This window comes from Deltaproteobacteria bacterium (assembly GCA_026129095.1).
GTDB lineage: Bacteria > JAGRBM01 > JAGRBM01 > JAGRBM01 > JAHCIT01 > JAHCIT01.
Genome location: JAHCIT010000004.1, coordinates 208689 through 234342, shown reverse-complemented (window position 1 = coordinate 234342; position 25654 = coordinate 208689). Strand labels below are relative to the sequence as shown.

The 25654-nt window shown below is 65.0% G+C and carries 21 protein-coding genes; 14 read left to right on the top strand and 7 right to left on the bottom strand.

The features are described 5' to 3' along the window. Positions 1–9: 9 nt before the first annotated feature. On the bottom strand, positions 10–3132 hold the full coding sequence (locus tag KIT79_07705; GenBank protein ID MCW5829187.1) for a tetratricopeptide repeat protein: 3123 nt from the start codon (positions 3130–3132) through the stop codon (positions 10–12). A 367-nt stretch (positions 3133–3499) separates the two neighbouring features. On the opposite strand from KIT79_07705, the gene KIT79_07700 reads away from it, so the two are divergent. Both KIT79_07700 and KIT79_07695 read left to right on the top strand, forming a co-directional pair. Further along, positions 3500–4855, top strand: a complete 1356-nt coding sequence (locus KIT79_07700; GenBank protein ID MCW5829186.1) for an aminopeptidase P family protein — start codon at positions 3500–3502, stop codon at positions 4853–4855. Between the two features lie 68 nt (positions 4856–4923). After that, on the top strand, positions 4924–5658 hold the full coding sequence (locus KIT79_07695) for a Crp/Fnr family transcriptional regulator (GenBank protein ID MCW5829185.1): 735 nt from the start codon (positions 4924–4926) through the stop codon (positions 5656–5658). Here KIT79_07695 and KIT79_07690 read toward each other — a convergent pair. Beyond that, entirely contained in the window at positions 5655–7058 is a 1404-nt protein-coding gene (locus KIT79_07690) for a hypothetical protein (protein ID MCW5829184.1), read from the bottom strand. The genes KIT79_07695 and KIT79_07690 overlap by 4 nt on opposite strands. A 151-nt stretch (positions 7059–7209) precedes the next feature. Here KIT79_07690 and KIT79_07685 point away from each other — a divergent pair, with 151 nt between their 5' ends. From KIT79_07685 to KIT79_07660, 6 genes are all read left to right on the top strand, one after another. After that, entirely contained in the window at positions 7210–8481 is a 1272-nt protein-coding gene (locus tag KIT79_07685) for an aminotransferase class I/II-fold pyridoxal phosphate-dependent enzyme (GenBank protein MCW5829183.1), read from the top strand. After that, positions 8478–9782 (top strand): homoserine dehydrogenase, encoded by a 1305-nt coding sequence (locus tag KIT79_07680; protein MCW5829182.1) that lies wholly within the window; start codon positions 8478–8480, stop codon positions 9780–9782. Before KIT79_07685 ends, KIT79_07680 begins: the two co-directional genes overlap by 4 nt. Before the next feature lie 144 nt (positions 9783–9926). Further along, positions 9927–10721 carry an IclR family transcriptional regulator gene (locus KIT79_07675; protein MCW5829181.1) on the top strand — a complete coding sequence of 265 codons (795 nt, stop codon included), beginning with the start codon at positions 9927–9929 and terminating at the stop codon, positions 10719–10721. Between the two features lie 20 nt (positions 10722–10741). Beyond that, positions 10742–12076: a trypsin-like peptidase domain-containing protein gene (locus KIT79_07670; protein ID MCW5829180.1), complete on the top strand. Its 1335-nt coding sequence runs from the start codon at positions 10742–10744 to the stop codon at positions 12074–12076. Beyond that, positions 12073–13611, top strand: coding sequence for a fused MFS/spermidine synthase (locus KIT79_07665; protein ID MCW5829179.1), 1539 nt, complete (start codon positions 12073–12075; stop codon positions 13609–13611). The genes KIT79_07670 and KIT79_07665 overlap by 4 nt, the downstream gene beginning before the upstream one ends. Further along, positions 13611–14585, top strand: a complete 975-nt coding sequence (locus tag KIT79_07660; protein MCW5829178.1) for a M28 family peptidase — start codon at positions 13611–13613, stop codon at positions 14583–14585. The genes KIT79_07665 and KIT79_07660 overlap by 1 nt, the downstream gene beginning before the upstream one ends. On the opposite strand, the gene KIT79_07655 is transcribed toward KIT79_07660, so the two are convergent. After that, complete coding sequence (locus KIT79_07655) at positions 14572–16122, bottom strand: AAA family ATPase (GenBank protein MCW5829177.1); 1551 nt, start codon at positions 16120–16122, stop codon at positions 14572–14574. The genes KIT79_07660 and KIT79_07655 overlap by 14 nt on opposite strands. A gap of 140 nt (positions 16123–16262) precedes the next feature. Between KIT79_07655 and KIT79_07650 the strand changes: the two genes are divergently transcribed. Then, positions 16263–17270 (top strand): trypsin-like peptidase domain-containing protein, encoded by a 1008-nt coding sequence (locus tag KIT79_07650; GenBank protein MCW5829176.1) that lies wholly within the window; start codon positions 16263–16265, stop codon positions 17268–17270. 3 nt (positions 17271–17273) lie between these two features. Here KIT79_07650 and KIT79_07645 read toward each other — a convergent pair whose 3' ends face one another. Further along, positions 17274–18017 (bottom strand): 3-hydroxyacyl-CoA dehydrogenase family protein, encoded by a 744-nt coding sequence (locus KIT79_07645; GenBank protein MCW5829175.1) that lies wholly within the window; start codon positions 18015–18017, stop codon positions 17274–17276. A 68-nt stretch (positions 18018–18085) separates the two neighbouring features. Between KIT79_07645 and KIT79_07640 the strand changes: the two genes are divergently transcribed. Then, positions 18086–18688, top strand: coding sequence for a uracil-DNA glycosylase family protein (locus tag KIT79_07640; GenBank protein ID MCW5829174.1), 603 nt, complete (start codon positions 18086–18088; stop codon positions 18686–18688). On the opposite strand, the gene lipB is transcribed toward KIT79_07640, so the two are convergent. Together lipB and KIT79_07630 are read right to left on the bottom strand one after the other, a co-directional pair. Then, positions 18678–19358, bottom strand: a complete 681-nt coding sequence (gene lipB / locus KIT79_07635) for a lipoyl(octanoyl) transferase LipB (GenBank protein MCW5829173.1) — start codon at positions 19356–19358, stop codon at positions 18678–18680. The two genes, KIT79_07640 and lipB, sit on opposite strands and share 11 nt — an antisense overlap. A 13-nt stretch (positions 19359–19371) precedes the next feature. Next, positions 19372–19989, bottom strand: a complete 618-nt coding sequence (locus tag KIT79_07630; protein ID MCW5829172.1) for a hypothetical protein — start codon at positions 19987–19989, stop codon at positions 19372–19374. Positions 19990–20104: 115 nt separating this feature from the next. Here KIT79_07630 and KIT79_07625 point away from each other — a divergent pair, with 115 nt between their 5' ends. The 4 genes from KIT79_07625 to KIT79_07610 are packed head-to-tail and all read left to right on the top strand — an operon-like array spanning position 20105 to position 24647. Beyond that, positions 20105–21196, top strand: a complete 1092-nt coding sequence (locus KIT79_07625; GenBank protein ID MCW5829171.1) for an NAD-dependent epimerase/dehydratase family protein — start codon at positions 20105–20107, stop codon at positions 21194–21196. 27 nt (positions 21197–21223) lie between these two features. Continuing rightward, positions 21224–22270: an acyltransferase family protein gene (locus KIT79_07620; GenBank protein ID MCW5829170.1), complete on the top strand. Its 1047-nt coding sequence runs from the start codon at positions 21224–21226 to the stop codon at positions 22268–22270. A gap of 11 nt (positions 22271–22281) precedes the next feature. Beyond that, positions 22282–22959: a hypothetical protein gene (locus tag KIT79_07615; protein ID MCW5829169.1), complete on the top strand. Its 678-nt coding sequence runs from the start codon at positions 22282–22284 to the stop codon at positions 22957–22959. After that, positions 22956–24647, top strand: coding sequence for a response regulator (locus KIT79_07610; GenBank protein ID MCW5829168.1), 1692 nt, complete (start codon positions 22956–22958; stop codon positions 24645–24647). Before KIT79_07615 ends, KIT79_07610 begins: the two co-directional genes overlap by 4 nt. Here KIT79_07610 and KIT79_07605 read toward each other — a convergent pair. Next, entirely contained in the window at positions 24644–25603 is a 960-nt protein-coding gene (locus KIT79_07605) for a diguanylate cyclase (protein MCW5829167.1), read from the bottom strand. The two genes, KIT79_07610 and KIT79_07605, sit on opposite strands and share 4 nt — an antisense overlap. Positions 25604–25654 lie beyond the last annotated feature (51 nt).

The following is a 25654-nucleotide window of genomic DNA, read 5'->3' as shown; positions in this document are numbered from 1 at the left end:
TTACTCCATCTACACATACGACACGTTCGCCCGCGTTCCCGAGCCAGGGCCGCTGTCGGGAGCAGGTGGCGGCGTGGGGCCCGAAGTGGCTCCATCGAGCCTGAGTTGTGCGATCAGTTCGCCAGTATGGCGGAACCCCGGTTTTTCCTGGTCAATCCAGACAAGCAGCCCGAGCGCGCCCTCCTTGTCGCCAAGGGCCATCTTCGCATTGGCCAGTTCGTAGGCCATGTTGCAGCGGACTTCGGGTTCATGGGTCTCTCCAAGGCCCTGCTCGAAACTCTCGGCCGCGGCTGCCGGGTTACCCTGGTCGATCTGGCAGAGCCCGATCATGCTCCAGCAGTCAGGCCGCCGCGCCCCGACGCCATCCAGTGCGAGTCTGAACTCGCGTTCCGCCTCGCTGAACAGGCCCATCTCCCGGTAGGCAAGCCCCAGGTCGAAACGGGTCTGGGAATCTTCCTTGGCTACGGTCTTGTCTACGCCCGTCTGGAACGCCTTGAGGACCGATTCGACCGACACCTGCTCGCCGCCGCCGAACTCGGGCGTGAATACGCCGTCCTTCTCTTCTCGTGTCGCCTTTTCCGCGGCGACCAGCTCGTTCAGTTTCGCCTTGGCCTTCGGATGATTGGGTTCCTGGGCGAGTATCATGTCCAGCGTGATGCGGGCCTCGTCGAACAGGCCCTGCTGGATCTCGAAGTCCGCCTGTTCGAGTTCTTCGGTGAACGGTTCCTTCTGGATGGTCGGCAGCTTGATCGGCCGCGGAGCAAGTGGCTTGAATGCCGGTGGCTTCAGCGCTGGCCTGGGCAGTCCGGCCGCTCCTGGCTTTGGCAGCGGCGCAAGTTTGGGGAGTGGTGCCTTTCCGGCGAGTGGCGTCTTCAGGGCAGCGGGAGTCTGAACCCCTGGTTTTACCGGTGCCACGATTGACGGCCGGGCGATGGACGGCGGTTTCAATGCAGGTTTGGGCACAACCAGCGGTTTTCCCGGTTCCGGTTTTGTGATGACCGGCTTTACCATCCCGGATTTGGGCAGTTCCGGCCTGGCAATCGCAGGCGGTTTCACCGCAGGCGCCGCTACCGGCTTCGGTACGGCCGGACCGGGGACCGGTGGCCTCGGGATGACCGGCTTCTGGATAACCGGCGGCTTGCTGATGGCAGGCTTCTGGATAACCGGTGGTTTCAGCACTGGAGCGGGCGAAGCCTTCGCTGCCTGTGGTTGCGCTGCTGGCGGCTGGGGAGGTGGCGCTGCCATGTCCCCGTCCAGGGTGGTGTCGTCGAAGTCGGGTGGCGGGCCGGAGGCGAGTTCTGCTTCGGCTTCCAGCGTGGGCGGAGGAGGAGCCGGAGGTTCCGGGACCGCTTCGTCAGCGATATCCGCTTCGAGCGAACCGCCGTCCAGATGAGCCTCTGCTGGAGCCGGCTCTGGAGCAGGGGGCGGCTCGTCGATCGCCAGTTCGAGCGATGGCTCTTCCGGCGTGTTGAAGTTGAGGTCGGACTCCAGATCGGCGCCAGCCAGCGGGTTCCTGTCGGCCGCTCCGGCTGCAGCGGGTGCACCATGAGCGTCAATGTCGATTTCGATCGACATTTCCTCGTCCGGCGGCAGTTCGGCGTCCGGCTCGACGGTGGGCACTTCGCCACCTGCATTGCCGCCGAGCTGGGCGTCCAGGGCACCACCGACCGCGTTCGCCAGTTCGTCAGAAATCAGCCCCTCATCCATCGCAGCCGATTCGGCCACGATGGCGGCGACATCCGGGTCGATATCGGCCGCCGGTGCCACTCTCTGGGCGGGCGCCGGCGCGGAAAGGAGTGCATGGATGGAGGAGGGATCACCCCCGGCTTTCCCAAAGGCATCGGCACCGGCGTTGACGATTCCGGCGAACTCGCCGCCCCGGGAACCGGCCATCAGCACTTCGCGCATCTTGTGGTAGGCGGGGATGCAGTCCGGCTGTGAGGCGATGAGCCGCTGGAGATGGGTGACGGCCTTGTCGATCAGTCCGTATTTGACGTAGACGTCCGCCTCGGTGAGATAGGCATCGATCTGGTCGGCGGCGATTTCTGCCCCGCTGGCGCCAACGAGCATCGTGTCGAGGTGTTCCTGCCCGGCAATCTCGATGTCGTCATCGACCATGCCGTCGTCATCGCCAATCATTTCCCCGTCTTCGGAACCGATCATCTCCTCGCCAGCGACGTCCACGTCCTCGTGGGCGGTCTCGTCGCCCATTTCGTCTTCGGTCGTCATGTTCGCCTGAAGGGCATGGAGATACTCGGAAGCTCCCTGGTCTTCCGGGTCGATTTCCAGAATGCGTGTGTAGATCTGCTCCAGGCGTGCTGGATCGGCGTTTTCGCCCAGCAGGCGGGCCAGTTCCTTCAGCGCGACCTTCTCATGCTTGGCATTGCCCAGTTCCCGCAGGAGGATGGAAAGGTCCTCGATGGCCTCGACCTCGTTGCGGTGGGTCTTGAGGTAACGCTGCAGTCCCTGGAAGGCCGGCTGATAGCGGCCCAGCCGCATGAGCAGCTTGTAGTAAACCTTGATGTGCCCGGTGTGTTCCGGGTCGAATGCCGCCATCCGTTCGCGGATCCGGATCAGGTCGTCCCAGTTCTGGCTCTGCTCAAGGCCCGGCACCAGCGAATTGAGCTGGCGAATGGCATCTTCGCGATGGCCTTCCCGCGCGTACAGTTCGGCCAGCTTGATCTGCGAGGCGATATTGCCGGGGTCTATCTCAATCAGTTTCTTGATCGCATCCAGCGCCTCGAGAACCTTGCCCTCCTTTTCGTAGTGGGCGATGACGACCTTGATGTAGTTGATCGCGTCGTTGGTCAGTCCCAGCTTGATGCTGACATCGGCGAGGTGCTCGTAGGCGGGAACGAAGTCCGGCTTGATCTGGAGCATCTGCTTGTACACGGCCAGGGATTTCTGGTAAAAACCTTCCCGGGTGTACGAATCGGCGACAAGCGAGTAGCTCTGCAGCGCCTTGGCTATATCACCCTTGCGGTAGTAAAGTTCGGCGATCTTCTGGCGGACACGGGTATCCTTGGGCTCAATCTTGGCGAGCTGCTCGTAGCACTCGATCGCCTTGTCCCATTTCTGGCCCTGAATGTGCTTCTGGGCCTGCTGGATAATCTTGCTCTTGTCGATCGCCAAAACTGCTAACCCTAAGCTTGAAACCGGTTCACCCTAAAGGCTGACGCCGGTCAGGAAACATTCCTGTTCCCATCCCGAACCAACGGCTGCCACCACGCAGCGTTTTATGACTCTTAAATTAGCACTCATTGGGTGACGAAACCATAAGGAATAACAAGCGAAATTAGATAGTTACGCCACTATTTGCGTGTCGGGACGGGGATTGCCGGATGACGCGGCGCGACGTTCTGCAGGCTGGGGCGATTGACCAAAACGGAAAATCCCTGTCAGTCCCGTGATTTAGATCAACTCGTATACACAACTGGACTGCCGGGTTGTCCCGCGCCCGGTCGCAGGGGTAAAAGCGTCCAGCGGAGTTCTGACCAGCTTGCCAGCATTGCCCAACCACTACGGTTTTCACGAACAGCACCGACGGGCGCTGATGGAGAAACTGCCCGACGGGCTCATTCTTGTGCGCGCCGATTCGGAAACAGTCCGCAACCACGACGTCGCCTACCTGTTCCGGCAGTCATCGGACTTCCTTTATCTGACCGGCATCGAGGAGCCCGATTTTGTGCTGCTTCTGGACCCGCGCCGCCGGGAGTCGGTCCTGTTCGTTCCGCCGGTGGACGAAAAACAGATTGTCTGGCGCGGCCATATTCCCTCGCCGTCCGAGGCCGCACGGTTTTACGGTATCCGGCGCGCACACTACCTCGGCGAACTTCCGCGGGAGGTCACGCGCCGGAGGCGCGGGTACCGGCAGGTTTACGGCAACGCCGCCGGACTTTCCCTGGTGAAGCCCCCCGCATCTCGCGGCCTGGTGAAAAAGACGGGCCCCTTCCGTGAGGCGCTTCAGGAACTGCGCGCCGTCAAGACGCCGGGCGAGATCGGGCTGCTCCGCTATGCCAACGAGCAGAGCGCGCGCGGGCACCTGGCGGCCATGCGCGCCGCCCGGCCGGGCCGGTACGAGTTCGAGGTGCAGGCGGATCTGGAGCGGGAGTTCCGGGCTTCCGGCATGCGCCACGAGGGATATCCGTCGATCGTCGCCAGCGGTCCGAACAGCGCCGTGCTCCACTACCAGTCGAACAATCGCCGGATGCAGGCGGGCGAGCTTCTGCTGGTGGACGCGGGCGGCGAGTACCGGGGCTACACGGCCGACATCACGCGCACGTTTCCGGTGTCTGGAAAGTTCACCCGCCGCCAGCGTGACCTCTACGAGGTGGTCCTGGCTGCCCAGGTCGAGTGCATCAGCCGGGCGAGGGCGGGCATCACGAGCGCGGAACTGCATATCCATTCGCTCCGTGTGCTCGGCGAAGGCCTGAAGGATCTCGGCTTCCTGAAGGGCGGTATCTCGGAACTGGTCGAGGCGGGTGCCGTCGCCCTGTTCTACCCGCACGGCCTGTCGCACATGCTGGGGCTCGACGTCCATGACGTGACGGGCGGCCGCCGGCGCAAGCTCCGCACACGGGGCCGGCCGGTACTCCGGTTCAACGCGAAACTGGAGCCGGGGTTCGTTGTCACGGTCGAGCCGGGACTTTATTTCATCGAGGCGCTGATCAGGAGCCCCATCCGCCGGAAGAAGCTGCGCGGCATGGTGAACTTCGCACTGGCCGAGAAGTATCTGGATTTCGGCGGTATCCGCATAGAAGATGACGTGGTGATCCGGCCCAGCGGGCCGCCGCTGGACCTGACCGTGGTTCCCAAGGCGCCCGCCGACGTGGAAGCGGCCTGCGGGCGCCGCTGAAACCCCGCCAGTGGAAAATCCGGCGATTCCCGTATAAGTTATGGGCCCCTGGAAAGGCGGCACATTGAGTGTCTGACAGCAAGCCGGCGAACGTGCTGACCGGCGAAACCGAGCACCTGGTCGACAAGACCTACGAGATCGAGGCGGCGGAGGCATCCGCCGAGCGGGTCCGTGTTTTTGAACGCTTCGGATCCGAATACAGGGCCGGCGAGATGATCTTCCATGAGGGCGATGCCGGCGGCGAGATGTACATCGTCCAGGAAGGGAAGGTGAAGCTGTTCAAGCTGATCCGCGGCACCCGGAAGGTGCTGCAAACAGTCGGTCCCGGCGAATTCTTCGGCGAGATGTCGGTGCTCAACCACCGGCCCCGCAGCCTGTCGGCCGAGGCGGCCACGAACGTCCGCCTGCTCCGGTTCCAGCAGGAAGGCTTTGAAAAGCTGATCGTCAACAACCTGGGTCTCGCCATCCGGATCATCAAGACGCTCGCCTCGCGTCTCCAGAACGCCGACAACCACATCGTCAACCTGCTGTATCACGATATCGAGAGCCGCGTGATCAATGCGCTGCTCCAGATCGCTGATGACAAGGGACTTCCGTCCGATGACGGGGTCCACGTCAATATCACTCCCCGCGAGATGGCCGAGACGATGGGTGTCGATGTCACCCAGGTGAAGCGGGTGATTCTCACGCTCCGCGACAAGGGCATCGTGAAACTGGAAAAGACGGCCGTCCTGATCCCCTCGGTCGAACGGCTCGCCAAGACACTCGACCTGCTTTCGCTCCGGCATGAGCTGGGGTTCTAGGCCAGCTCGCCCTCCCTGCGTGGCCGGATCGAATAGTAGACCCAGATGCCATAGAGCACGACCGCGATCCGGAGCGTATTCCGTATGAGGGCGGTCCGTCCCACCCGGTGCTCCAGCCCGGCAATCCGGTCCTCCTGATCGGTGATCTGCTGCTCGTAGGCGGCCTCGCGCTGCTGACGTACGGCCTGCGGAATATAGGTCACGCCACGAACCGGACAGCGGACCCTGAGTTCTGTCCAGTTGACCCGGTCCGGGATTCGCAGGGCCGAAGGCTCGGCCGAACGGAGCCGGAACAGGAACTCGAAGTCGTAGCGCCCGGGCTGGTCGAGATAGCCGGCCATATTGACGTTGACCTCGCGGGCAGGTTTTGGCTCGCCCGGCCGGAGCGTGCGGGAGTTCCTGGCGAAATCATATTCGCCGAGATTCCGGCTGTACATTTCCCTCTCGTAGGCGACCCGGGACGTGAAGTCGTCAGCGGGGTTTCCGGTGCCAGCGTCGATCCACCGTTCCGAGGTGATGACTGCCTGCTCGATTTCGAACACGGCCCGCTCGCCCTGGTTGCTGGCGAGGACGAACGTGGCGGGTACGTCGCCGCCGTCGTCCTCTCGAAGAACCGGACGGTAATTGAGAGTGAACGCGGCAGGCAGCGCTCGCCCGCGGAGCAGTTCACACAGCGCCTTTTCATCGCCCGCGGACCCGGTCTCCCGTTTCGACTCATTCTTCAGGTTGTCGAGATCGGTATGGGCCCGGCTGAGGGCGGTCCGCTGCTCCCGGTGGGAAAGCTCGTACGTGCCGATGACAAAGACGAACACCAGCGGCATGGCGACATAGGCAAACAGCATCCACAGGAGCTGCGCTGTCGTGCGGTCGTTCTCGAACCGCGCCCGCTGGAAAGCGAGGTCGCCCGGCAGCACGGCACCCTGGATGGCGTCCTTGCCGATGCCGATCTTGGCGAACACGACCCCGCACTTGATGCACTCGGCGCTTTCGGTCTGCTGGGTGCCGCACTTGGGACAGGTGATGCTACCGCGGAGGGGTTTCAGCGGCTCACGCACGGGTGCGGCAGGGGCCAAAGAAACGGCAGGCGGCAGGTTCTCGCCGGGTGTCCCGGCAGGCTCCTTCGCGGATTCCTTCAGCGTCCTGTAAAAGGCATGGTAGTAGCGCTGCAGCCGGTCGCGCTGGTGTTTCTGTTCTTCCGGAGGGAGCGTGCCCTTGCCAAGAGCGGCCAGGTAGCTGCGGAAACTGGTTTCCGAAAACGGTGTCTCCTGGAGCAGGCAGAACAGCTCGTACCGCTCGGCTGTCTGGACGGTTTCCTCCAGTTCGGCGGCGTCCAGTCCCAGCCCCTGCACGACCAGCCGGAAATCCTCCAGCCGCTTTTTCTGTTCCGGTTTGAGCTGCACGGGGGCAGTCTAGTTCAATCGCCCGGGGGAAGGGGAACCGCGGCTACCGGCAGCGGGTATGGAAAGCCCTCCAACCCCCGGATTTGATTCCGGTTTGTCAGGCCGTGTATGTGCCTTGTCCTTGAGGCGCGGGTGCCAGTGCAGGCTTTAGATGGACTTCAATTTTTACCGGGTCGGACTGCTTCCTCCATATATTCTGGCTGAAGTTACCAAGCTGAGGTCCGAGGCGCGGGCACGCGGCGAGGACGTGGTTGATTTCGGCATGGGAAATCCCGACCATCCGACCCCGAAGCACATCGTGGACAAGCTGGTCGAGGCCGCCCAGCTCGGGCGCAACCACCGCTACTCGCTTTCGGTGGGAATCCGGGGGTTGCGTCTGGCGGTCGCCGACTGGTACGCGGCCAAGTTCGATGTCCGGCTCAATCCCGACAACCAGGTGATCGCGACCATCGGTTCGAAAGAGGGGCTTTCGCACCTCATGTTCGCCATCGTGAATCCGGAGGCCAGGGACGCCGTGCTGGTACCGGACCCCTGTTATCCGATTCACCGGTGGGCCGTGGTGCTGGCGGGCGGGACGGCGGTGGACATTCCCCTGAATACCACCGGGGAGTTCCTGGAACGGATCCGGGAGCGGCTCGCCTCGCGCAAGGGGCCGAAGCCGAAGGGCCTCATCGTCAGTTTCCCGGCGAACCCCTCGACGCATGTCTGTGACCTGAGGTTTTTCGAGGAGATCGTCGAGCTGGCGAACCGGCATGACCTGTGGGTCGTTCACGATCTCGCTTATGCGGACCTCGTGTTCGACGGCTACCGTGCGCCGTCCATCCTTCAGGTACCGGGCGCGAGCGAGCGGTGCGTGGAGAGTTTCACGCTTTCCAAGTCGTACCACATGCCCGGCTGGCGGGTGGGTTTCCTCGCCGGAAACCAGAAGATTGTCGGTGCCCTGGGCAGGCTGAAAAGTTACCTCGACTACGGCATGTTCCAGCCGGTGCAGATCGCCGCCGTGGCGGCGCTCCGTAGCCCGCCGTCGGTGGTCGAGGAAGTGCGCCTTCTCTACAAGGAGCGGCGGGACTGGCTGGTGAACGGCCTCAATCGCGCCGGCTGGCCGGTCGAGGCGCCGAAGGCCACCATGTTCCTGTGGGCGCCGCTGCCGGAAAGCCACCGGGCTATGGGTTCGCTGGAGTTTTCCAAGATGCTGGTGAGAGAGGCACGGGTGGCGGTCGCCCCCGGCATTGGTTTCGGCCAGAATGGCGACGGGCACGTTCGTTTTGCGCTGATCGAGAACCACAACCGCATCAAGCAGGCCTGCCGGGCGATCAAGCTGGCTCTACAGAAGCCGCCGGAACTGCCTCCGCCCGCGAAAAAACCGTCCCGCCGGGCTTCCGCCGCCGGATCCGGGCGGGGCCCCAGAGGGAAGAAACCGTGAGCGTCGGCGTCGGCATCATCGGGCTGGGAACCGTCGGGCTGAAAACCGCTGCTATTCTGGGCGGCGGGGAAAATGGTTCGTTCGGCCACAAGCTCCGCGAACCGGTAAAGCTGGTCCATGCGGCCGACCGGGGCGTCTCGCGCGGCGAGAAGTTTCCCGGACTTCCGGCCGGGTGCCGCCTGTCGGCCGATGGCAGGGCTGTGGTGGACGACGGGGACGTGCAGATCGTGGTCGAACTGATCGGCGGCGTGACCTCGGCGAAGGATCTGGTGCTCGCCGCGCTCCGCAAGGGCAAGACCGTCGTCTCGGCCAACAAGGCGCTCATCGCCCACCATGCCGAGGAAATCTTGGACGCCTGCCGGTCAGGCGGCGCGGATTTCCTGTTCGAGGCGAGCGTCGCGGGCGGAATCCCGGTGATCCGTGCGCTCCGCGAGGGGCTCGCTGGCGATCGCGTGAATGGTATCAAGGGGATCATCAACGGCACCTGCAACTACATCCTGACGGAGATGGAAAAGCGGGGCGTCGAGTACGAGCCGGTCCTGAAAGACGCGCAGCGGCTGGGCTATGCCGAAGCCGATCCATCGTTCGACATCGACGGTATCGATGCCGCCCACAAGCTCTGCGTGCTGATGATGGCCGCCTTCGGTGCACGGTTTATGCCCGGCACCATTCGGGCCACCGGCATCAGTTCGGTGTCGCTGAAGGATATCCGTTACGCCGGGGACTTCGGCTTCGCAATCCGCCTGCTGGGGACGGCAGCCCGCGGTGCCGACGGCCGCATCGCGGCACGCGTCGAGCCGGTGCTCGTCTCCCGGCGCTCCCTGCTCGCCCATGTGGACGGTCCCATGAACGCCGTGCTGGTGGAGAGCGAGAATCTCGGAACAACCATCTATTTCGGCGCTGGTGCCGGCGGCGGGGCCACCGCTACCGCCGTTGTGGGCGACATTCTGGAGGCCGTGCGCGGTCTCGGCTGCCGGGGGCGGGTGCCGGTATTCGGCCATAACCGGCTGGAGGCGGGCGTTCCGGCCGACCTCGCCGCGATGGCTTCGCCATTTTTCCTCCGGTTCGAGGTCCGTGATGAGCCGGGGGTGCTCGCCGCCCTTGCCCAGGCACTTGGCCAGAACGGGGTTTCCATCGCCCGTATGGTCCAGTCGGATGGCGAAACCGGGGATCACCCGGTCGAGGTCGTGATGATGACCCACCCCGTCGCCGAAAAGGGGCTCCTCAAGGCCCTTGAAGCCGTCCAGAGCAGGCCGTTCCTGCTATCGGTTCCCCACCGGCTGCGGGTCGAGCAGTCGTAAGAGATATTTATAAGTCACTGTATTTACTTGACTATTCAGGTCTTTTGGCACCTGGATAACGTAAGGCGTCATTTCTGGATTGACGCGGTGGGTCGAAATGGACAGAATTGGCGTTGGGGCGGGCCCGGGGCGGCAGGGGTTTCCATGAAACGGCAGAAGTCGGACTACACCATTCAGGCGGTTTCGCATGCGCTGGAGCTTCTGGAGGAGTTCAAGTCCTCGGCAAGCGACGAACTGGGCGTGACGGAACTGGCCAAGCGGCTCAAGCTGCACAAGAACAACGTGTTCCGCCTGCTCGCCACGCTGGAGCACCACGGATATATCGAGCAGAACCCGGTGACGGGGAACTACCGGCTCGGCATCCGCGCCCTGGAACTCGGCCAGACGTTCATCCAGCAGTCCGGCCTCGTCCAGTCGTCTCGCCCGGTGCTGGAAGACCTCGTCCGGAAGACCAACGAAACGGCCTACGTCGCCATCCTCCGGGACGGCCAGATGGTTTACCTCGATGTGGTCGAGTCCACCCACGTGATCCGGGTGGTGCCACGGGTGGGGTTGCGGCTTCCGGTTCACTGTACGGCCGTTGGCAAGGCGATGCTCGCGCACATGTCCGAAGATGAAATCAAGCGGATATTCCCGCTGGCCAGCCTCACCGCCTACACCGCCCGCACGATCATTGACCGGGGCGAGTTCGTCGAGCACTTGAACCGGGTCCGCTCCGGCGGTTACGCCACTGATAACGAAGAATATGAAGAGGGCGTGAAATGCGTGGCCGTCCCGATTTTCGATCATACCCGCCATCCGGCCGGAGCCATCACACTGTCCGGCCCCAGTTCGCGCATGGGCGACGAACGGATCGCCCGGGAGCTGGCGCCCGCCGTGATCGACGCCGCCCGGCAGATCAGCCACCGGCTCGGTTTCGAGAAGCAGCCGGCCGCCTGAGCCGGTTCCATCTGGTGCTCATGGCCGCATTGGCGGCCGCCGCACTCCTGCAACCGGCTCCCTCGGCCGCCCAGACGAGCCGCGCCCTGCGCGACCTGGAAAACGACATCATCCGCGTCGCGAAGGAGGTCACTCCCTCGGTCGTGTTCATCGAGGCCGTGCTCCGGCGGAACAACGACCAGCAGATCGTCACCGGATCGGGGATCATCTTCGGACGCGACGGAGTGCTCTTCACCAACCAGCACGTCATCGAAAACGCCACCAAGGTGACGGTGACGGTACCGGGCATACGCGAATCGTTCGCGGCGGAAGTGCTCGGCGAGGACGCCCAGACCGATTTCGCCGTGATCAGGATAGACCCCGGCAAGCACGCAAAGAGCCTGCGCCCGGCGAAGTTCGGCAAGTCGGCCGATCTCAAGGTGGGCTCGCTGGTGCTCGCCATCGGAAATCCCTACGCGCTGGACGGGAGCGTCTCGTTCGGCATTGTCCAGGCCAAGGGCAGGAACCTGCGGTTCAAGGGTGTCATCAACGAGTTCATCCAGACCGACGCACTGATAGACCAGGGCTCCTCCGGCGGGCCGCTGGTGAACTTCAGCGGCGAGGTGGTGGGGATCAACTCCATTGCTGCCGGGCGGGGCATTGGCCTCACCATCCCCATCGAGACGGCCCTTGGCGTCCACCAGAGCATCATGGAGCGCGGGTCGATCCGGCGCGGGTGGCTTGGCGTCAGCTTCCAGCCGCTGACCCGCAAGCTCGCCTCTTACTGGAAACTCCAGGGGGAAACCGGCGCGGTGGTAAACCGCGTGATGCCGGGCTCACCGGCCGACGCGGCGGGCCTGAGGCCGGGGGACATCGTGACACGGTTTGGCGGGACCGAGGTGGACGTGCCTGATGAGACGGACGTGATGGCCTTCACCCGCATGGTGGCCGCCACCCAGCCGGGGGAAGTGGTCGAGATCGTGCGGATCCGGGACGGCCAGCCGGCGACGGTGAAAGTCACGGTCGGCACCCAGCCCAAGGTACGGCCCGAGACGGTCGAGACCCAGTACGGCTTCTTCGTCCAGGACATCACCACGGACGTGATGCTCACCCGCAAGCTCGATTCGATGGAAGGGGCGATCGTCTCCTACGTTGTCCGGGGCGGCCCCGCCGACGAGGTGGGGATGCTGCCGGGTGACGTGATCCGCCGGATAGAGGGCAGGGCGGTGAAGAATCTCGATGACGTGCGCGCTGCCATCAAGGCGGTCGAGGGGCTGGAGCGGTTCATGGTCGAGGCTGAGCGTTCCAGCGACCTGCGTTTTTACCTGATCGAGCGCCGGCGCGAGCCGGGCGTGGTGAGCACCCCCGCCCCGTGAGTCCCCGGCGGAAACGCGGTCCGGAGTCCCCGCCGGAACCGGAGGAGTTCGCCGGCGAAGACGGCCGCGCCGGACTGCCGGTCCCGGTGCTCGCGCTCTGCACTTTTCTCACCGGCTTTTCGGTGCTCGCCGTCGAGATCGCGGGGCCCAAACTCCTTGCCCCGTGGCTCGGCGATTCGCTCTACACCTGGTCCACGACCATCGCCGTGGTCCTGGGCGCGATGGCCGCGGGTTACGTGGCGGGCGGCTGGCTTGCCGACCGGCGGCCGGACGCGCAGACATTTTTCCTGGTGATCCTCGCGGGCGGGGCGCTCACGGCGCTTATTCCGCCGCTTTCGGGCGCCGTGACCGGCGAGGACCTCGCCCGCATGTCACCCGTGGGGGGGACCGTCTACGCCTGCCTGATCCTGTTCGCGCCGCCGTGCCTCGTCCTGTCGATGAGCTGGCCATTTGCCGTGCGGCTCGTCTTTTCCACCGGCTCCACGCTGGGACGCCGCGCCGGTTTCGTCGGCAGTGCATCCACTCTGGGTTCCATCGCCGGAGCCGTGGGTGGCGGCTGGCTGCTCGTTCCCGCGCTGGGAATCCGCAGCACCTTCTGGGTGGCGGCGGCGATTCCCGTGCTGACCGGGACTGCCGGGCTTCTGTTCTGCCGGATTCCAGGAAGAACGAAAGCGGCGGGGATTGTGCTCGCTCTCGCGGCCCTGGGCGCGGGCGCGTGGCCGGAGCCCCGGCCGGAGAACGGCGTCATCCACCGCGAGCACAGCTTCTACCACCGGATCGACGTCACCGAAGAAGGCACGGTGCGCTACCTCCGCCTCAACTCGACTTACGAGGGCGGGCGCGACATGGAGACCGGCGAACTCGCCTTTGAATACCTCAAATACTGGCCGCTCATGCTGGACAGTGCCCGGCCGCCCCGGAAGCTGCTGTTCCTTGGCGCGGGGGCCTACTCGCTGCCCGGCTTCCTCGCCGAGCGTTACCCGGATGCCGGGTTCACGGTCGTTGACATTGATCCCGCCCTGCACCGGGTGGCCTCCCGGTATTTCGGGGCGGACGACATCCCCCATCTTGTCCGCGCAACGGGGGACGCCCGCCGGTTCCTCATCCAGGACACCAGCCGTTACGACGCCATCTTCGCCGACACCTACCAGGGGGTGAACCGCATTCCGCCGCACCTTTCGACGGTGGAATACTTCCGCCTGATCCGGAGCCGCCTGACGCCTGAGGGGCGGCTCCTCATCAACGTCATCGGGGCGAAGGAGGGCGACGGATCGCGCCTCCCCGGCGGGATGATCTCGGCCCTGCGCGAGGCATTCCCCCATGTCCGCGTGTTCGCCACGCGGTACTACGACGGCCGGATTCCGCAGAACCTCATGCTGCTGGCATCGAATGAGGCGGTGCCGATGGACCGGGATGAACGGTTCCACCCGTTTCAGCGGATGGAAGTGAAATGGATGGCCAGTTACCCGGCCTTCACCGACGACCATGCGCCGGTGGACGCGCTGGCGGCGCTGATGCTGAAGAGGAGTTTCTGATGGTCCGGCGGTTTCCGTCCCTGGACCGCGGCTGCCTGCTGGCGGGCTGCCTGCTCGTCGCCGGTTTTGGAAGCTGCGGCAAGCCCGTGGACGGTTCCGGCGGCCGGCATGAACCCCGCCCGGAGCACACTGCCTGGCAGGAGGCACTCTGGGTGGACGCGCTCCCGCCGCGCCACGTGGGACACCCTGAACGGCTCGCCGCGCTGGAGCAGATCGCCGCACGCCTCCGGGGCTACGGTTTCGAGGCGGAACTGAAACGCTTCCGGCTGCCGGACTCGACCCCGCACTGGGGCGGCATGGAACTGGCGAACCTCGTCGCCCGGCGCGGCCCCACATGCCAGCAGACGATCCTGCTGGGCACCCACTGGGATACCCGCGCCGTGGCGGACGAGGAGATTGATCCCGTGCTCGCCGGGCTGCCGGTGCCGGGCTTCAACGACGGGACGAGCGGCGTCGCCGTCCTGCTCGACATCGCCCGGCGGATGCAGGCACGGACGGAGCTTCCCTTCGGCATCGAGATCGTGATGTTCGATGCCGAGGAGGGCGTGAAGGGCACCGACCTCTACTTCACCGGCTCCAAGCGGTTCGCCTCGGAACTCGCCGCCGGGGAGGTCGCCTGCTACCGCGCCGCCGTGGTGTTCGACATGGTGGCCGACCGCGACTACCTGGTCCGGGCCGAGGATCTCTCCTTCCGCGGCTACCCGTGGCTTTACGAGGAACTGTTCCGGCATGGCGACCGGGCGGTGTTCCGCCCCGAACCCGGCCGCATGATCTTCGACGACCACCTGGCGCTCATGGCACGCGGCATCCCCTCGGCGCTCGTCATAGACCTCGACTATCCCCACTGGCACAAGCGCACCGACACGAAGGAGAACTGCTCGCCCGTGAGCCTCCAGCAGACCGCCGACATGGCCGTCCGCTGGCTGGAGGAGATGATTGCGAGGGGCGGGGAAGCAGGAACTAGCTCGCCCTGACCGTTCTGCTTTCGGCCCAGCGGCGCAGGGCGTCCACCTTCTCGTACATGACCACCGACAGGGGCTGGGTGGACCGGAACTCCTCGACGATGTGCGGGGTGGTGAGCTTCTTCTCCGGCGAATCGAACGCCCGGTAGAGGGCGCCCACGATCCCCTGCTCGATCTCCGCGCCGGAGCAGCCGTCGCTCGCCTCCACCAGCCGGTCCATGTCGAAATCGGCTACGGACCGGCCCCGGCTTTCCAGGTGCAGCGTGAGGATTTCCCGCCGCTCGCCGGGCGTGGGCAGGTCAATGAAGAAGATCTCGTCGAAGCGGCCCTTCCTGAGCAGTTCCGGCGGCAGCCCCTCGATGTCATTGGAGGTCGCCACGAGGAAGACCCGCGACTTGCGCTCCTGCATCCAGGTGAGCAGGTAGGCGAGCAGCCGCTTCGAGAGCCCGCCGTCCATCTCGTCCTGCTGGATTCCCTTCTCGATTTCGTCCAGCCACAGGACGCACGGCGCGGTGTGCTCTGCGATCTCAATCGCCCGGCGGAGGTTTTTTTCCGTCTCGCCCACGTACTTGTCGCGGATCCGGCCGAGGTCGAGCTTGAGCAGCGGGAGATTCCACTCATGGGCGATCACCCGCGCCGCCAGCGACTTGCCGCACCCCTGCACGCCGGTCAGCAGGAGCCCCTTGGGCGGCGTGAGGCCGAACGCCTCGGCCTCGCGGGCGGTGAGCGCGGCGCGCCGCCGGGCGAGCCAGCCCTTGAGGTTCTGCATCCCGCCGAGCTTCAGCGGCCCTGCGTGGGTATCCACGAACTCCACCACGCCGTCGTCCTCGAAGATCCGCCGTTTCTCGTCGAGCAGTTTCTTCAGGTCGCTCGTGTCCAGCCTGCTGTCCTCCAGAACCAGCTTGGTGAGGATGCGTTCTATCTCGGCGAGCGTGAGGCCCTGGAACCGGCGGGCCAGTTCGGCGTACTGGGGCTTGGTGAGCTCGAACGTGAAGGTGTGCTCGCGCTTGAGGGCAATGAGCGTGGACTGGATCGTCTGCTGTATTTCGGCGATCGAGGGCGGCTTCAGGTCCACCTGGGCGGCCTTTGCCTGGAGCGAGGGCGGGATCTTCACGCCGTTTCCGATGACCGTGAGCGTGCTGCCGATCTTGTGGAAGTGGCGGGCGACGCGCTGGAGCATCTCGATCACCTTCGGGTCGTCCATGAAATGCTCGAGCTGCCGGAAGTCATAAACCGTGCGGATGGGGATGTTCTCGATGAACTTAAGCGCATCAACCAGCTCCAGCTTGCCCTCGTAGGCGAACTGGCCGTCGGCCCCCCGGAGCCCGTCCACCGGATCCCAGGAGAGCATCCGGATGTTGGCGGCCCGCGCCGCCCGGCCGAGAATGTGCTCGCCGCGGTCGCGGCTCCGGCTGTCCAGCACCAGGATGGGGTAGCGGGAGAGAAGGAGCGTCTTGATCTCGTCGATCTGGTCGAGAGCCATGGGTTTTAAGCCGCTGCCGGTTGCCCCGAAGGGGCCGGATTCCTTTACGGTTTCAGTACGTTGCATGAGTAGCCGCTCCCGTAGTCAGGCTCAACCTTGCCAGTTCCGGATTCATCACTAGATGGGTGATCTTCGCAGGGGCCGCCTTGCCGGCCCCTGCCGCGCTCATGGGAAACGCACGAAAAAGACGAACGGAGAGTTTTCATATGGCCACCGGCGACGCCCCCGCACAGAACGAACCGATCCCCGGTGCCGAGGCGCTGGACGCCTATAGCCACGCGGTCATGCGGGTGGCCGAACAGGTCTCCCCGGCCGTGGTGAAGATCGAGGTCGCCAAGGCCCTCGTCCCCCGGCCCCGGATGTTCCGCCCCCGCCGCTGGCCGGAGGCGCGGGGGTCGGGGTCGGGCGTCATCTTCACGCCCGACGGCTACATCCTCACCAACCATCATGTGGTGGAGGGCGCGGGGAAGATCCGTGCCGTGATGAACGACGGCTCCGCCCATGACGTGCAGAAGATCGGCGCCGACCCGCACTCGGACCTCGCCGTGCTCAAGCTGTACGGCTGGAAGTTTCCCCATGCCGAACTGGGCGATTCGAACGAACTGCGCGTGGGGCAGGCGGTGGTCGCGGTGGGAAACCCGTACGGCTTCGAATGCACGGTGACGGCGGGCGTCGTCTCGGCGCTGGGACGTACGCTCCGGGCCCGGTCGGGAAGGCCCATCGAGAATGTCATCCAGACCGATGCCGCCCTGAACCCCGGCAACTCCGGCGGGCCGCTGGTGGACACGCGGGGCCGGGTGGTGGGAATCAACACGGCGATCATCTGGCTCGCCCAGGGGCTGTGCTTCGCCATCCCGTCGGACACGGCCCGGCGCACGGCGGCGACGCTGCTCTCCAAGGGGCATATCCGGCGCGGGTGGCTCGGCCTCGGCGGCTCGCGGGTGAGGCTTGCCGAGCCGGAACGCCGCAGGCTCCAGGTGGCGCAGGAGAAGGCGATGGTGGTCAAGTCGCTCGCCGGCGGCGGTCCGGCGAGCCGCGCTGGGCTTCGCGCCGGCGACCGGATCGTCTCCATCGGCCCCCGGCGCGTGGAAGGGCCGGACGACATCCTGAACTACCTGGACGAAAGCTCCATCGGCCGCCGCGTTCCGCTCAAGATCATCCGGGGCGATGCCCTGGTGGACCTCGACGTGACGCCGGAGGAGCTGAAGGAGTAGTTTTTACTTCTTCCAGCCGCCGCGGGCGCCCTGGACCATGCCGAACGGTCCGACCGGCCAGTTGAATCCGAGCGTCATCACCTTGTCGATGTCGGCGGGAGTGGCGAGCCCCTCCGCCACGACCTTCTGCGCCTCCTGGATCATGGCGAAGTAGATGCGGTTGGCGGCGAAGCCGTACTTGCCGGGGGCGTCCTTCACGCGGATCGACTCCTTGCCAATCTTCCTGACGAACGCCTCGCAGCTTTCGATCGCTGCGGGCGAGGTTTCCGGGTGATGGATGATCTCCACGACTCGCATCACCGGAACAGGCGAGAAGAAATGAAGCCCCAGGAACTGGCCGGGCCGTTTCACCGACCGGGCCAGTTCTGTGACGGAAAAACCGCTCGTGTTGGTGGCGATGACCGCCTCCGGCTTCAGCGTGCGGTCCAGTTCGGCCAGTACCTTTTCCTTGAGTGGCTTGTTCTCGGGCACCGCCTCGATGACGAGATCGGCCCCCTTAAGGTCCGGAAGATCGAGCGTGAACGACACCCGCTTGAGGGCCGCCCTGGCGTCCTCTGGCGTCACCCGCCCGCGGTCCACCGCCCGTTCGAGCCCGTAGCGGCCTGTGGACAGGTCGAGTTGCGATTTTTCGAGGAACTTCTCCTCGACCTCCTTCACGAAAACGCTGAACCCCGCAAGGGCCGCCACCTGGGCGATACCGGTACCCATGACGCCGCCACCAACGATTCCGATGGTTGAAAAGTCCATGCTGAGGCCGCCTCCCGCCTTCCGGGCTGAATGGCCAGTCGGATATCATACCGGCAGGGAGGGAACCAATGCCGCGCCGGGCCGCCGCGCCTGATTCGCTCGCTTCGCTGCTGGCCGAGGTCCGGGCCTGCCGCCTGTGCGAGGATATGCTCCCGCTGGGTCCGAACCCGGTCTTGAGGGCGTCGGAGACGGCGCGTCTCCTCATCGTGGGACAGGCGCCGGGCACGAAGGTCCATGCCACCGGCATCCCCTGGAACGATCCGAGCGGCGAGCGGCTTCGCGACTGGATGGGAATCGGCCGTGAGCGGTTCTATGACGAGCGGCGCATCGCCATCATCCCGATGGGCTACTGCTACCCCGGCAAGGGGGAGCGTGGCGACCTGCCGCCCCGGCCGGAGTGCGCCGAGGTGTGGCTGCCGAAACTGCTCGCAAAACTGCCGAAGGTCGAGCTGACGCTGCTCATCGGACAGTACGCCCAGGCCCACTATCTCGGGAGCAGCCGGAAGAAGACCCTTGCCGAGACGGTCCGCCGCTGGCGGGATTACGGACCCCGTTACCTGCCGCTTCCGCACCCCTCGCCCCGCAACCTCATGTGGTTCCGGCGGCACCCGTGGTTTGAAAGGGAAGTCGTGCCCGCGCTGAAACGCCGGGTGGCCGAACTCACGGCGTGAGGCCGGGCGGCAGGTTGTCAGCCCGGCGGACCTGCTGGTGGAAGACCACGCCGAAGGCGGCGGCGATTTTCGGGATAATGGCTTCCGCCATCATGGTCACGCCGAGTTTCTCAAGGCTGGTGACGGGCGCGGCGGGACCGGGGACGGCATCCGCCGTGGCAAACTCCACGGGCGAGAGATCGGGCGCGACGTTCAGGAAGAAACCGTGACGGCTCACGCCGCGGGAAAGATGCACACCGGTACCGGCGATCTGGCGGCCGTCCACCCACAGGCCCGCCGCCGCCGGGCGGGTAAAGACCGCCACCCCTGCATCCTTCAGGACCAGCATCAGTGCCCGCTGCATGAGGGCGACGAAGGCGCGGGGGGATAGATTCTGCCGGGTGATGTCGAAAACCGCATAACCCGAGATCTGCCCCGGCGAATGGTACCACGGGTCACCGCCACGGCTGGTCAGCACCGGCTCGATGCCGTGCCGCCGGCAGTATTCCGCGCTCCAGCAGGCGGGACTCTCCTTCAGACGCGGGCTGAACGAGTAGGTCGGGGGATGCTGCGCCAGCAGGAGGTAGTCGCTGTCCAGTTCACTGCGGCGGCCGGCCAGTTCGTCCTGGATCCGGATGCACCGGCCATAGGGGATGGTCCCCATGTCAATCCAGTGAAGCGGCGGGTTCATCTTCCTCGCCTTGTTACTGGAGCAGGAGCAGGGGGACCGCCGAACCAGCCACTCCAATTGCCAGCCCCTGGAAAACCTCCGGCACCGTGTGGCGGCGGTCGCGGACCCGGCTCCACATGACGAGCGCCGTGAGGGCGATTCCGGCCGGGATGACGGCCGTCGTCTCGCAGATGGCAATGGCGGTGAATATCCCCGCGTTTCCGGCGGTGTGCATGCTGGGCTTGGAGAACAGTGTCCCGGTGTGCATGGCCGCCATCACCAGCATGGCGGCGAGCACCACGTTCTGGATAAGGTCGGTGGCCCCGTGGTACCGGAAGGTGATGTAGACCAGCACGAGGTTGAACATGCCGATGGGGAAGATGTAGCGGCGGTCCTCACGGAGCGACATGAAGACGTCCGAGGTCCGGCCCGACCGGAACAGGTAGACGAGGTAGGCCGCCGGGGCGAGCACGGCGAGGAACGTCACCTGCACGGTGAGCCGCAGGGTGATGTCCGACCATCCGCCGAACTCGCGGATGCCGACATACAGCGCCGGCGGCGTCCCGATGACGAGCGGATGCAGCAGGAAGCCGCAGGCCCTGGCGAGCCGGGTCAGCGGGTCAGCGGATGTGGTGCCTGCATCATCGGTCATGGACCGGTTCATATCACGTACGGAGCTGCCGGGGTAAGCCCCGGCAGTTCCGGTTTCTGCATTGACACGGCCGCCGTCGCGTAGGATAGTTTTCCGCTGGCCGCAGGAGGGATTTGTGGCAGACGCACCGGAAACGACATCCGCCAAACCGCCGCGGAAGGCGCCGCGGCCCAAACGCGCATCGAAGGGTTCTGGCGGAGCGCCGCTCCCGAAGGCGGGGAAGCGCCCGGCCGTGGTGGCGATCACCGGCGCAGACGGGTTTCTCGGGTCCAACGCGCTCAACTGGCTGCGCTCGTCCGAACAGTGCGAAAAGGTGGTGGTGATCGACATTCGCAAGCCGGCCCTCGCCATTAGAAAGACCGTTTTCTACAAGACCGATCTCACCGAGCCGAACTGCGACGCCCGCATCGCCGACATCTTCGAGAAGGAAGGCGTCACCCGGGTCATCCACTGCGCCTTCACCAACTGGCCCAAGGTCAACAACACCGACCTGCACGAACTCGAGGTCATCGGCACCCTGAACATCCTGAACGCCTGTGCACGCTGCCGGGTGGAGCAGATCGTCGTTCCCTCGACGGCCAAGGTGTACGATGCCGCTTCGAGCCATCCGAACTTCCTTACCGAAGATATGCCGCTCAGGGAGATCGTCGATTTCCCGTATCTCCAGAACCGGGTCGAGGTGGCGGAACTGCTGGCCCGCCATGCGCGGCGCCACCAGGATACCCGGGTGACGGTGCTCCGGTTCGCCACGATCCTGGGGCCCCGCATCCGGACGTATGAAACCCGCCTCCTGTCGCGCTCCGCAGTCCCGACAATCATGGGCTACGATCCGCTGATCCAGTTCCTCCATGAGGACGACGCCATCGAGGCGTTCCGGCTGGCGATGGAGAAGACAGAAGTGTCGGGTATCTTCAACATCGCGGGGCGGGGCGTGCTGCCGCTTTCCACCATTCTCAAGATCGGCGGAAAGTTCGACATGGCGCTGCCCGCCTTCGCCGCACGGGGGATCGTGACAAGCCTGTGGCTGGGCGGTGTGACCAGCATCCCGCCTGCCTATCTCCGGTTCCTCCAGTTCCTGAACGTGGCCGACACGGCCAAGGCACGCGAGCAACTCGGCTTCGTGCCCCGTTTCTCCACCAAGGAAGCCTGGCTCGCGTTCACCGGCGAGGAACGGCTGCGCCGCTACGTCAGCGAGGCGGCGGCCTGATGGGCCGCACCCGGGGGGTAATCCCACTTGGCCCGTCCAATTGAACATCCCGTCCAGGCGGCTGCCCGCATCGAGCGCGAGCTCGCACCGCTCATCAAGGGCGTGAAGGACCCGCTGGTCCGCGCCGAGATGGAGCGCAAGATCCGGGAGGCACGCGAGCGGCTCGATTCCGCCGCCGAGGAGCAGCCGGGCGAGGTCGTCGAAAAGGGTTTTATGGATTTCTTCCGCGACATGGCGGCGGGCCGCCGGTCGCGGGAGCGGCTCCGGCATCTGAGGAAATCGCTCCGGGCCCGCGGTGCCGACGTGGACGATTTCGGCTACGACGCCGTTTACTGGCAGGAGATCCAGCCCCGGATCCGGTACCTGTACGACACCTACTGGAGGGTGGAGACATCCGGTATCGAGAATATCCCGGCCGAGGGGCGTGCGCTTATCGTCGCCAACCACAGCGGCCTGCTTCCCTGGGATGCGGTGATTCTCCGCGAGGCGGTGCAGATCGAGCACCCCAATCAGCGCGACCTGCGCCCGCTGATCGAGGATTTTGCCTACGCCCTGCCTTATCTCTCCGGCTTCCTGCGCCGGGCCGGGATCGCCCGCGCCGACCGGCGGAACGCCGAGCGGATGCTCCGCGAGGAGAAGCTGGTGGCGGTTTTCCCCGAAGGTGCACGGGGAGCGGCCAAAATGTTCAGGGACCGGTACCGGATCCAGCGGTTCGGCCGTGCCGGAACGGTACGCCTCGCCATCGCCACGCAGAGTCCGATCATTCCTGCGGCCATCGTCGGTGGCGAGGAAACCCACCCGGTGCTGGCCAAGTCCGATCTGTTGGCCAAGTGGCTTGGCCTTCCGGTGTTTCCGATCACGCCGACTTTCCCCTGGCTTGGACCGGGCGGACTTGTTCCGCTTCCCTCCAAGTGGTACGTCCGTTTCGGAGAACCCATCAGGCCTGACCGGAAAGCGGGCGCCGACCCCGGCGACGAAATCCGGATCAACCAGCTGAACGAGGCGCTCAGGCAGCGCATCCAGAAGATGGTGCATGACGTCCTGCGCGAGCGCAGGTCCGTCTGGCGCGGGTAAGCGGACTTACTGTGGCAGAGTTCAATATTTCCCGTAAGGAAATCACCTTCAAGCTGGTCTACTACGGACCGGCCCTGAGCGGGAAGACGACCAATCTCCAGGTGATCCACAAGGCGGCGAGTTCCAGAAGCCGCGGCGAGCTGATGAAGCTGGACACCGAAGGCGACCGGACGCTTTTTTTCGACCTGCTCCCGATGGAGATAGGCACGGGCGCCGGGTTCAAGGTGAAGCTCAAGCTGTTTACCGTGCCAGGGCAGGTCCAGCACAACACGACCCGGCGGGCGGTGCTCAAGGGCACCGACGCGGTGGCGTTCATCGCCGACAGCCAGAAGGAACTCGAGAAGGAAAACGCCAGCAGCTATCTGAACCTGAAGGAGAACCTGAAGGAACTGGGCATGTCCCTGGAGGACATGCCGTTTGCGATCCAGTTCAACAAGCGGGATCTTCCCAATGCGGTGCCATCCGAGCTGATCCAGAAGACCTGGGGCCAGACCGGCATCCCCGTGTTCATGGCCTCGGCAATCGAGGGCAAGGGCGTCATTCCCACACTGGACGCACTGGTCCGCCGCCTGTTCCAGAGCCTGGAGGCGCGGTACGAGTTTTCGCGCAAGTACGGACTGACCGAGGAGGAGTTCATGTCGGCAGTGCGGAGCAACTTCCGCCGTCCCTCCGGGGAGGTGACGAAATGAGGATATCCCTGCATACGCCTCCGCCGCTGATGGAACTGCTCTCGGAAGCGGACCTGAAACTGGTGTTCCAGCCGCTGTCCCGCCGGCTGGAGGCCGTGATGATCCTCGCGGCACCCGGATCGGTCAGCAATCCGGTGGTGTACGACTCCGGCAAGCGCGTTACGGCCCGCCGCCAGCTGGAAACGATCCAGAGCGCCATCGAGGCGATCGGTTTCACGGGCGACCGCCGGATATACAGGTTTTCTGCCGATCGCCAGTCTTATACCTTCCGGCCGGTCCGGTGTGCCGGAGAGATCATGGGGCTGTTCGGCTACCGCCCGCTCAAAAAGTCGCGCAACGGCGCGTCGGCCGATGACATGCTCGTGCTGGGCCTGATCGAGGGCATGCTCGACAGCCGGTTCCGGGTGTTCCTCACCAGCCAGATGCACATCGAGACGACCGAGGAGAACTATCGCCAGCTGGAGAAGAACTACGCGCAGCTCGTCGAGGCCCAGCGGCGGCTGGAACACCTGGACCAGCTGAAAAGCGATTTCGTGGCCAACGTAAACCATGAACTGAGGACGCCGCTGACGGCCGTTCTGGGCTTTACCGAACTCCTGCTGGCCGAGAAGGAGAAGTTCGACCCGGACCACCTGGAGTGCATCAACCAGATTCACGACAAGTCGAGCCACCTGATCCGGCTCATCAACCGGGTGCTGGCCTTTTCGGAGATCGAGTCGCGCCGCCAGAACCTGCTCAAGACCGTGTTCGACATGCCTGCACTGGTAGCCGAGACGGTGCAGAACCTGGCCCCCTACAGCGCCGAGAAAAACGTCCGGGTGACCGTGGAGGCTCCGGAGGCGACGCTCCCGGTCGATGCCGACAGGGACAAGGTGGGACTGGTGATCGACGACCTGATCCAGAATGCCATCAAGTTCTCGCCGTCCGGCCGGACGGTGCGGGTCCGCGTCTATTCCGAAGGCGAACCCGACACCTCGGGCAACCAGTTTCTCGCGCTGGCGGGACAGGGCGTGGCGTCCACCTACGTCGAGGTGCGCGACGAGGGACCGGGCATGTCATTCGACCAGGTACCGGAGATTTTCGTCGATTTCCACCAGATCGATTCCGGTTCGACCCGTGAGCACGGGGGGCTGGGCCTCGGCCTGCCGCTGGCCAAGCGTCTGGTGGAGCTGAACAGCGGATCGATCACGGTCCAGACGGAGGCGGGCAAGGGGAGCGTATTCCTGGTTCGCATACCGGCCAGCACGCGGTCGATCCGTACCGAGCGGACCATCGGACAGGTGCTGGCGATCGAGGATGACGAAGCAACCGCCCGGGTCATGCAGCAGTTTGTCGAGTCGGGAGGCGGGGTATTCCGCCATGCAGCCAATGGCCGGAGCGGGATCGCGGAGGCCCAGGCCTCTCCGCCGGATATCGTGCTCCTCGATCTCAAGCTGCCCGACATCGGCGGCATCGAGGTCGCCCGTGAACTGGGAAAAGACGAGCGGACCCGGACCGTGCCGGTGGTGGCCGTGACCGCCGTGAGCGATACGGCAGAGCACGCCCGTGCGCTGGAGGCCGGTTGCCGCGCCGTTCTGGTGAAGCCGTTTACCCGCGAGCGCCTGCTCGACGTGATCCGCCAGTTCCGCCACCAGTCCGTGCCCGCTCCGGTCAGGATCGGGCGGGAGCGGACGACAGCGGGTTCCTAATCGTCCTTCTTGTGGACCAGTTCCAGCCCGCGGTGATGTGACCAGGTGACGCGGTTCCGGCCCGCGCTCTTCGATTCGTACAGGGCCATGTCGGCCACGCGCGTCAGGTCCTCGTAGGTCTTGATGTCCGGCCGGGGGTAGGTCGCCCCGCCGACGGATATCGTCACACTGATCTCCTTGCCGGAGTCAGGCACCGCGATGCGGAGTTTTTCCACGCGGGCCCGGTTCCGTTCGGCCACGATTGCCGCACCTTCCTCGTCGGTTCCGGGGAGCAGGAGGCCGAACTCCTCGCCGCCGTACCGCCCCACGATGTCGATGGCCCGCAGGCCGCCGTTCAGCACTTTTGCCACCTCAACCAGCACGGCATCGCCGGCATGGTGGCCCCAGGTGTCGTTCACCTGCTTGAAGTGGTCGATGTCGATCATCAGGTACGACAGGGACGAGTTGTACCGTTCAGCCCTGGCGAATTCGAGTTCGGTCAGTTCCACGAAGTGCCGCCGGTTGTTGATGCGGGTCAGATAGTCGGTGTTCGACAGCTTCTCGAGCTCGGCGTTCTGCCGCTCCAGTTCGTCCTGGAGCGTCTTGATCTTGAGGTGAACCCGCGCGCGGGCAACCAGTTCCTTCGCCTCGAACGGCTTGGTGAGGTAGTCCGACGCGCCGGCTTCGAGGGCTTTTACCTTGATGCCGACCTGCTCCTGGCTCGTGAGCATGATGACGGGCGTCTTCGCCAGTTCGGGTTTCGCGTTCTTCAGTTCCAGGAACTTGAAGCCGTCCAGATCGGGCATCACCACGTCGCAGAGCACGAGGTCCGGCTTGTGCTTGAGCAGCAGCTTGAACCCCTCGATGCCGTCGGCGGCCAGCAGGCAGGTGTCAAAGACCCGCTCCTCGATCAGTATCCTGTTCACCAGGTTCCGGATCGATTCCGAATCGTCGACGATGAGGCAGGTGCGCGACATTACCCGAAATACCACCCAATTACATAAGCGGCTGATATTATAGCCAAAATT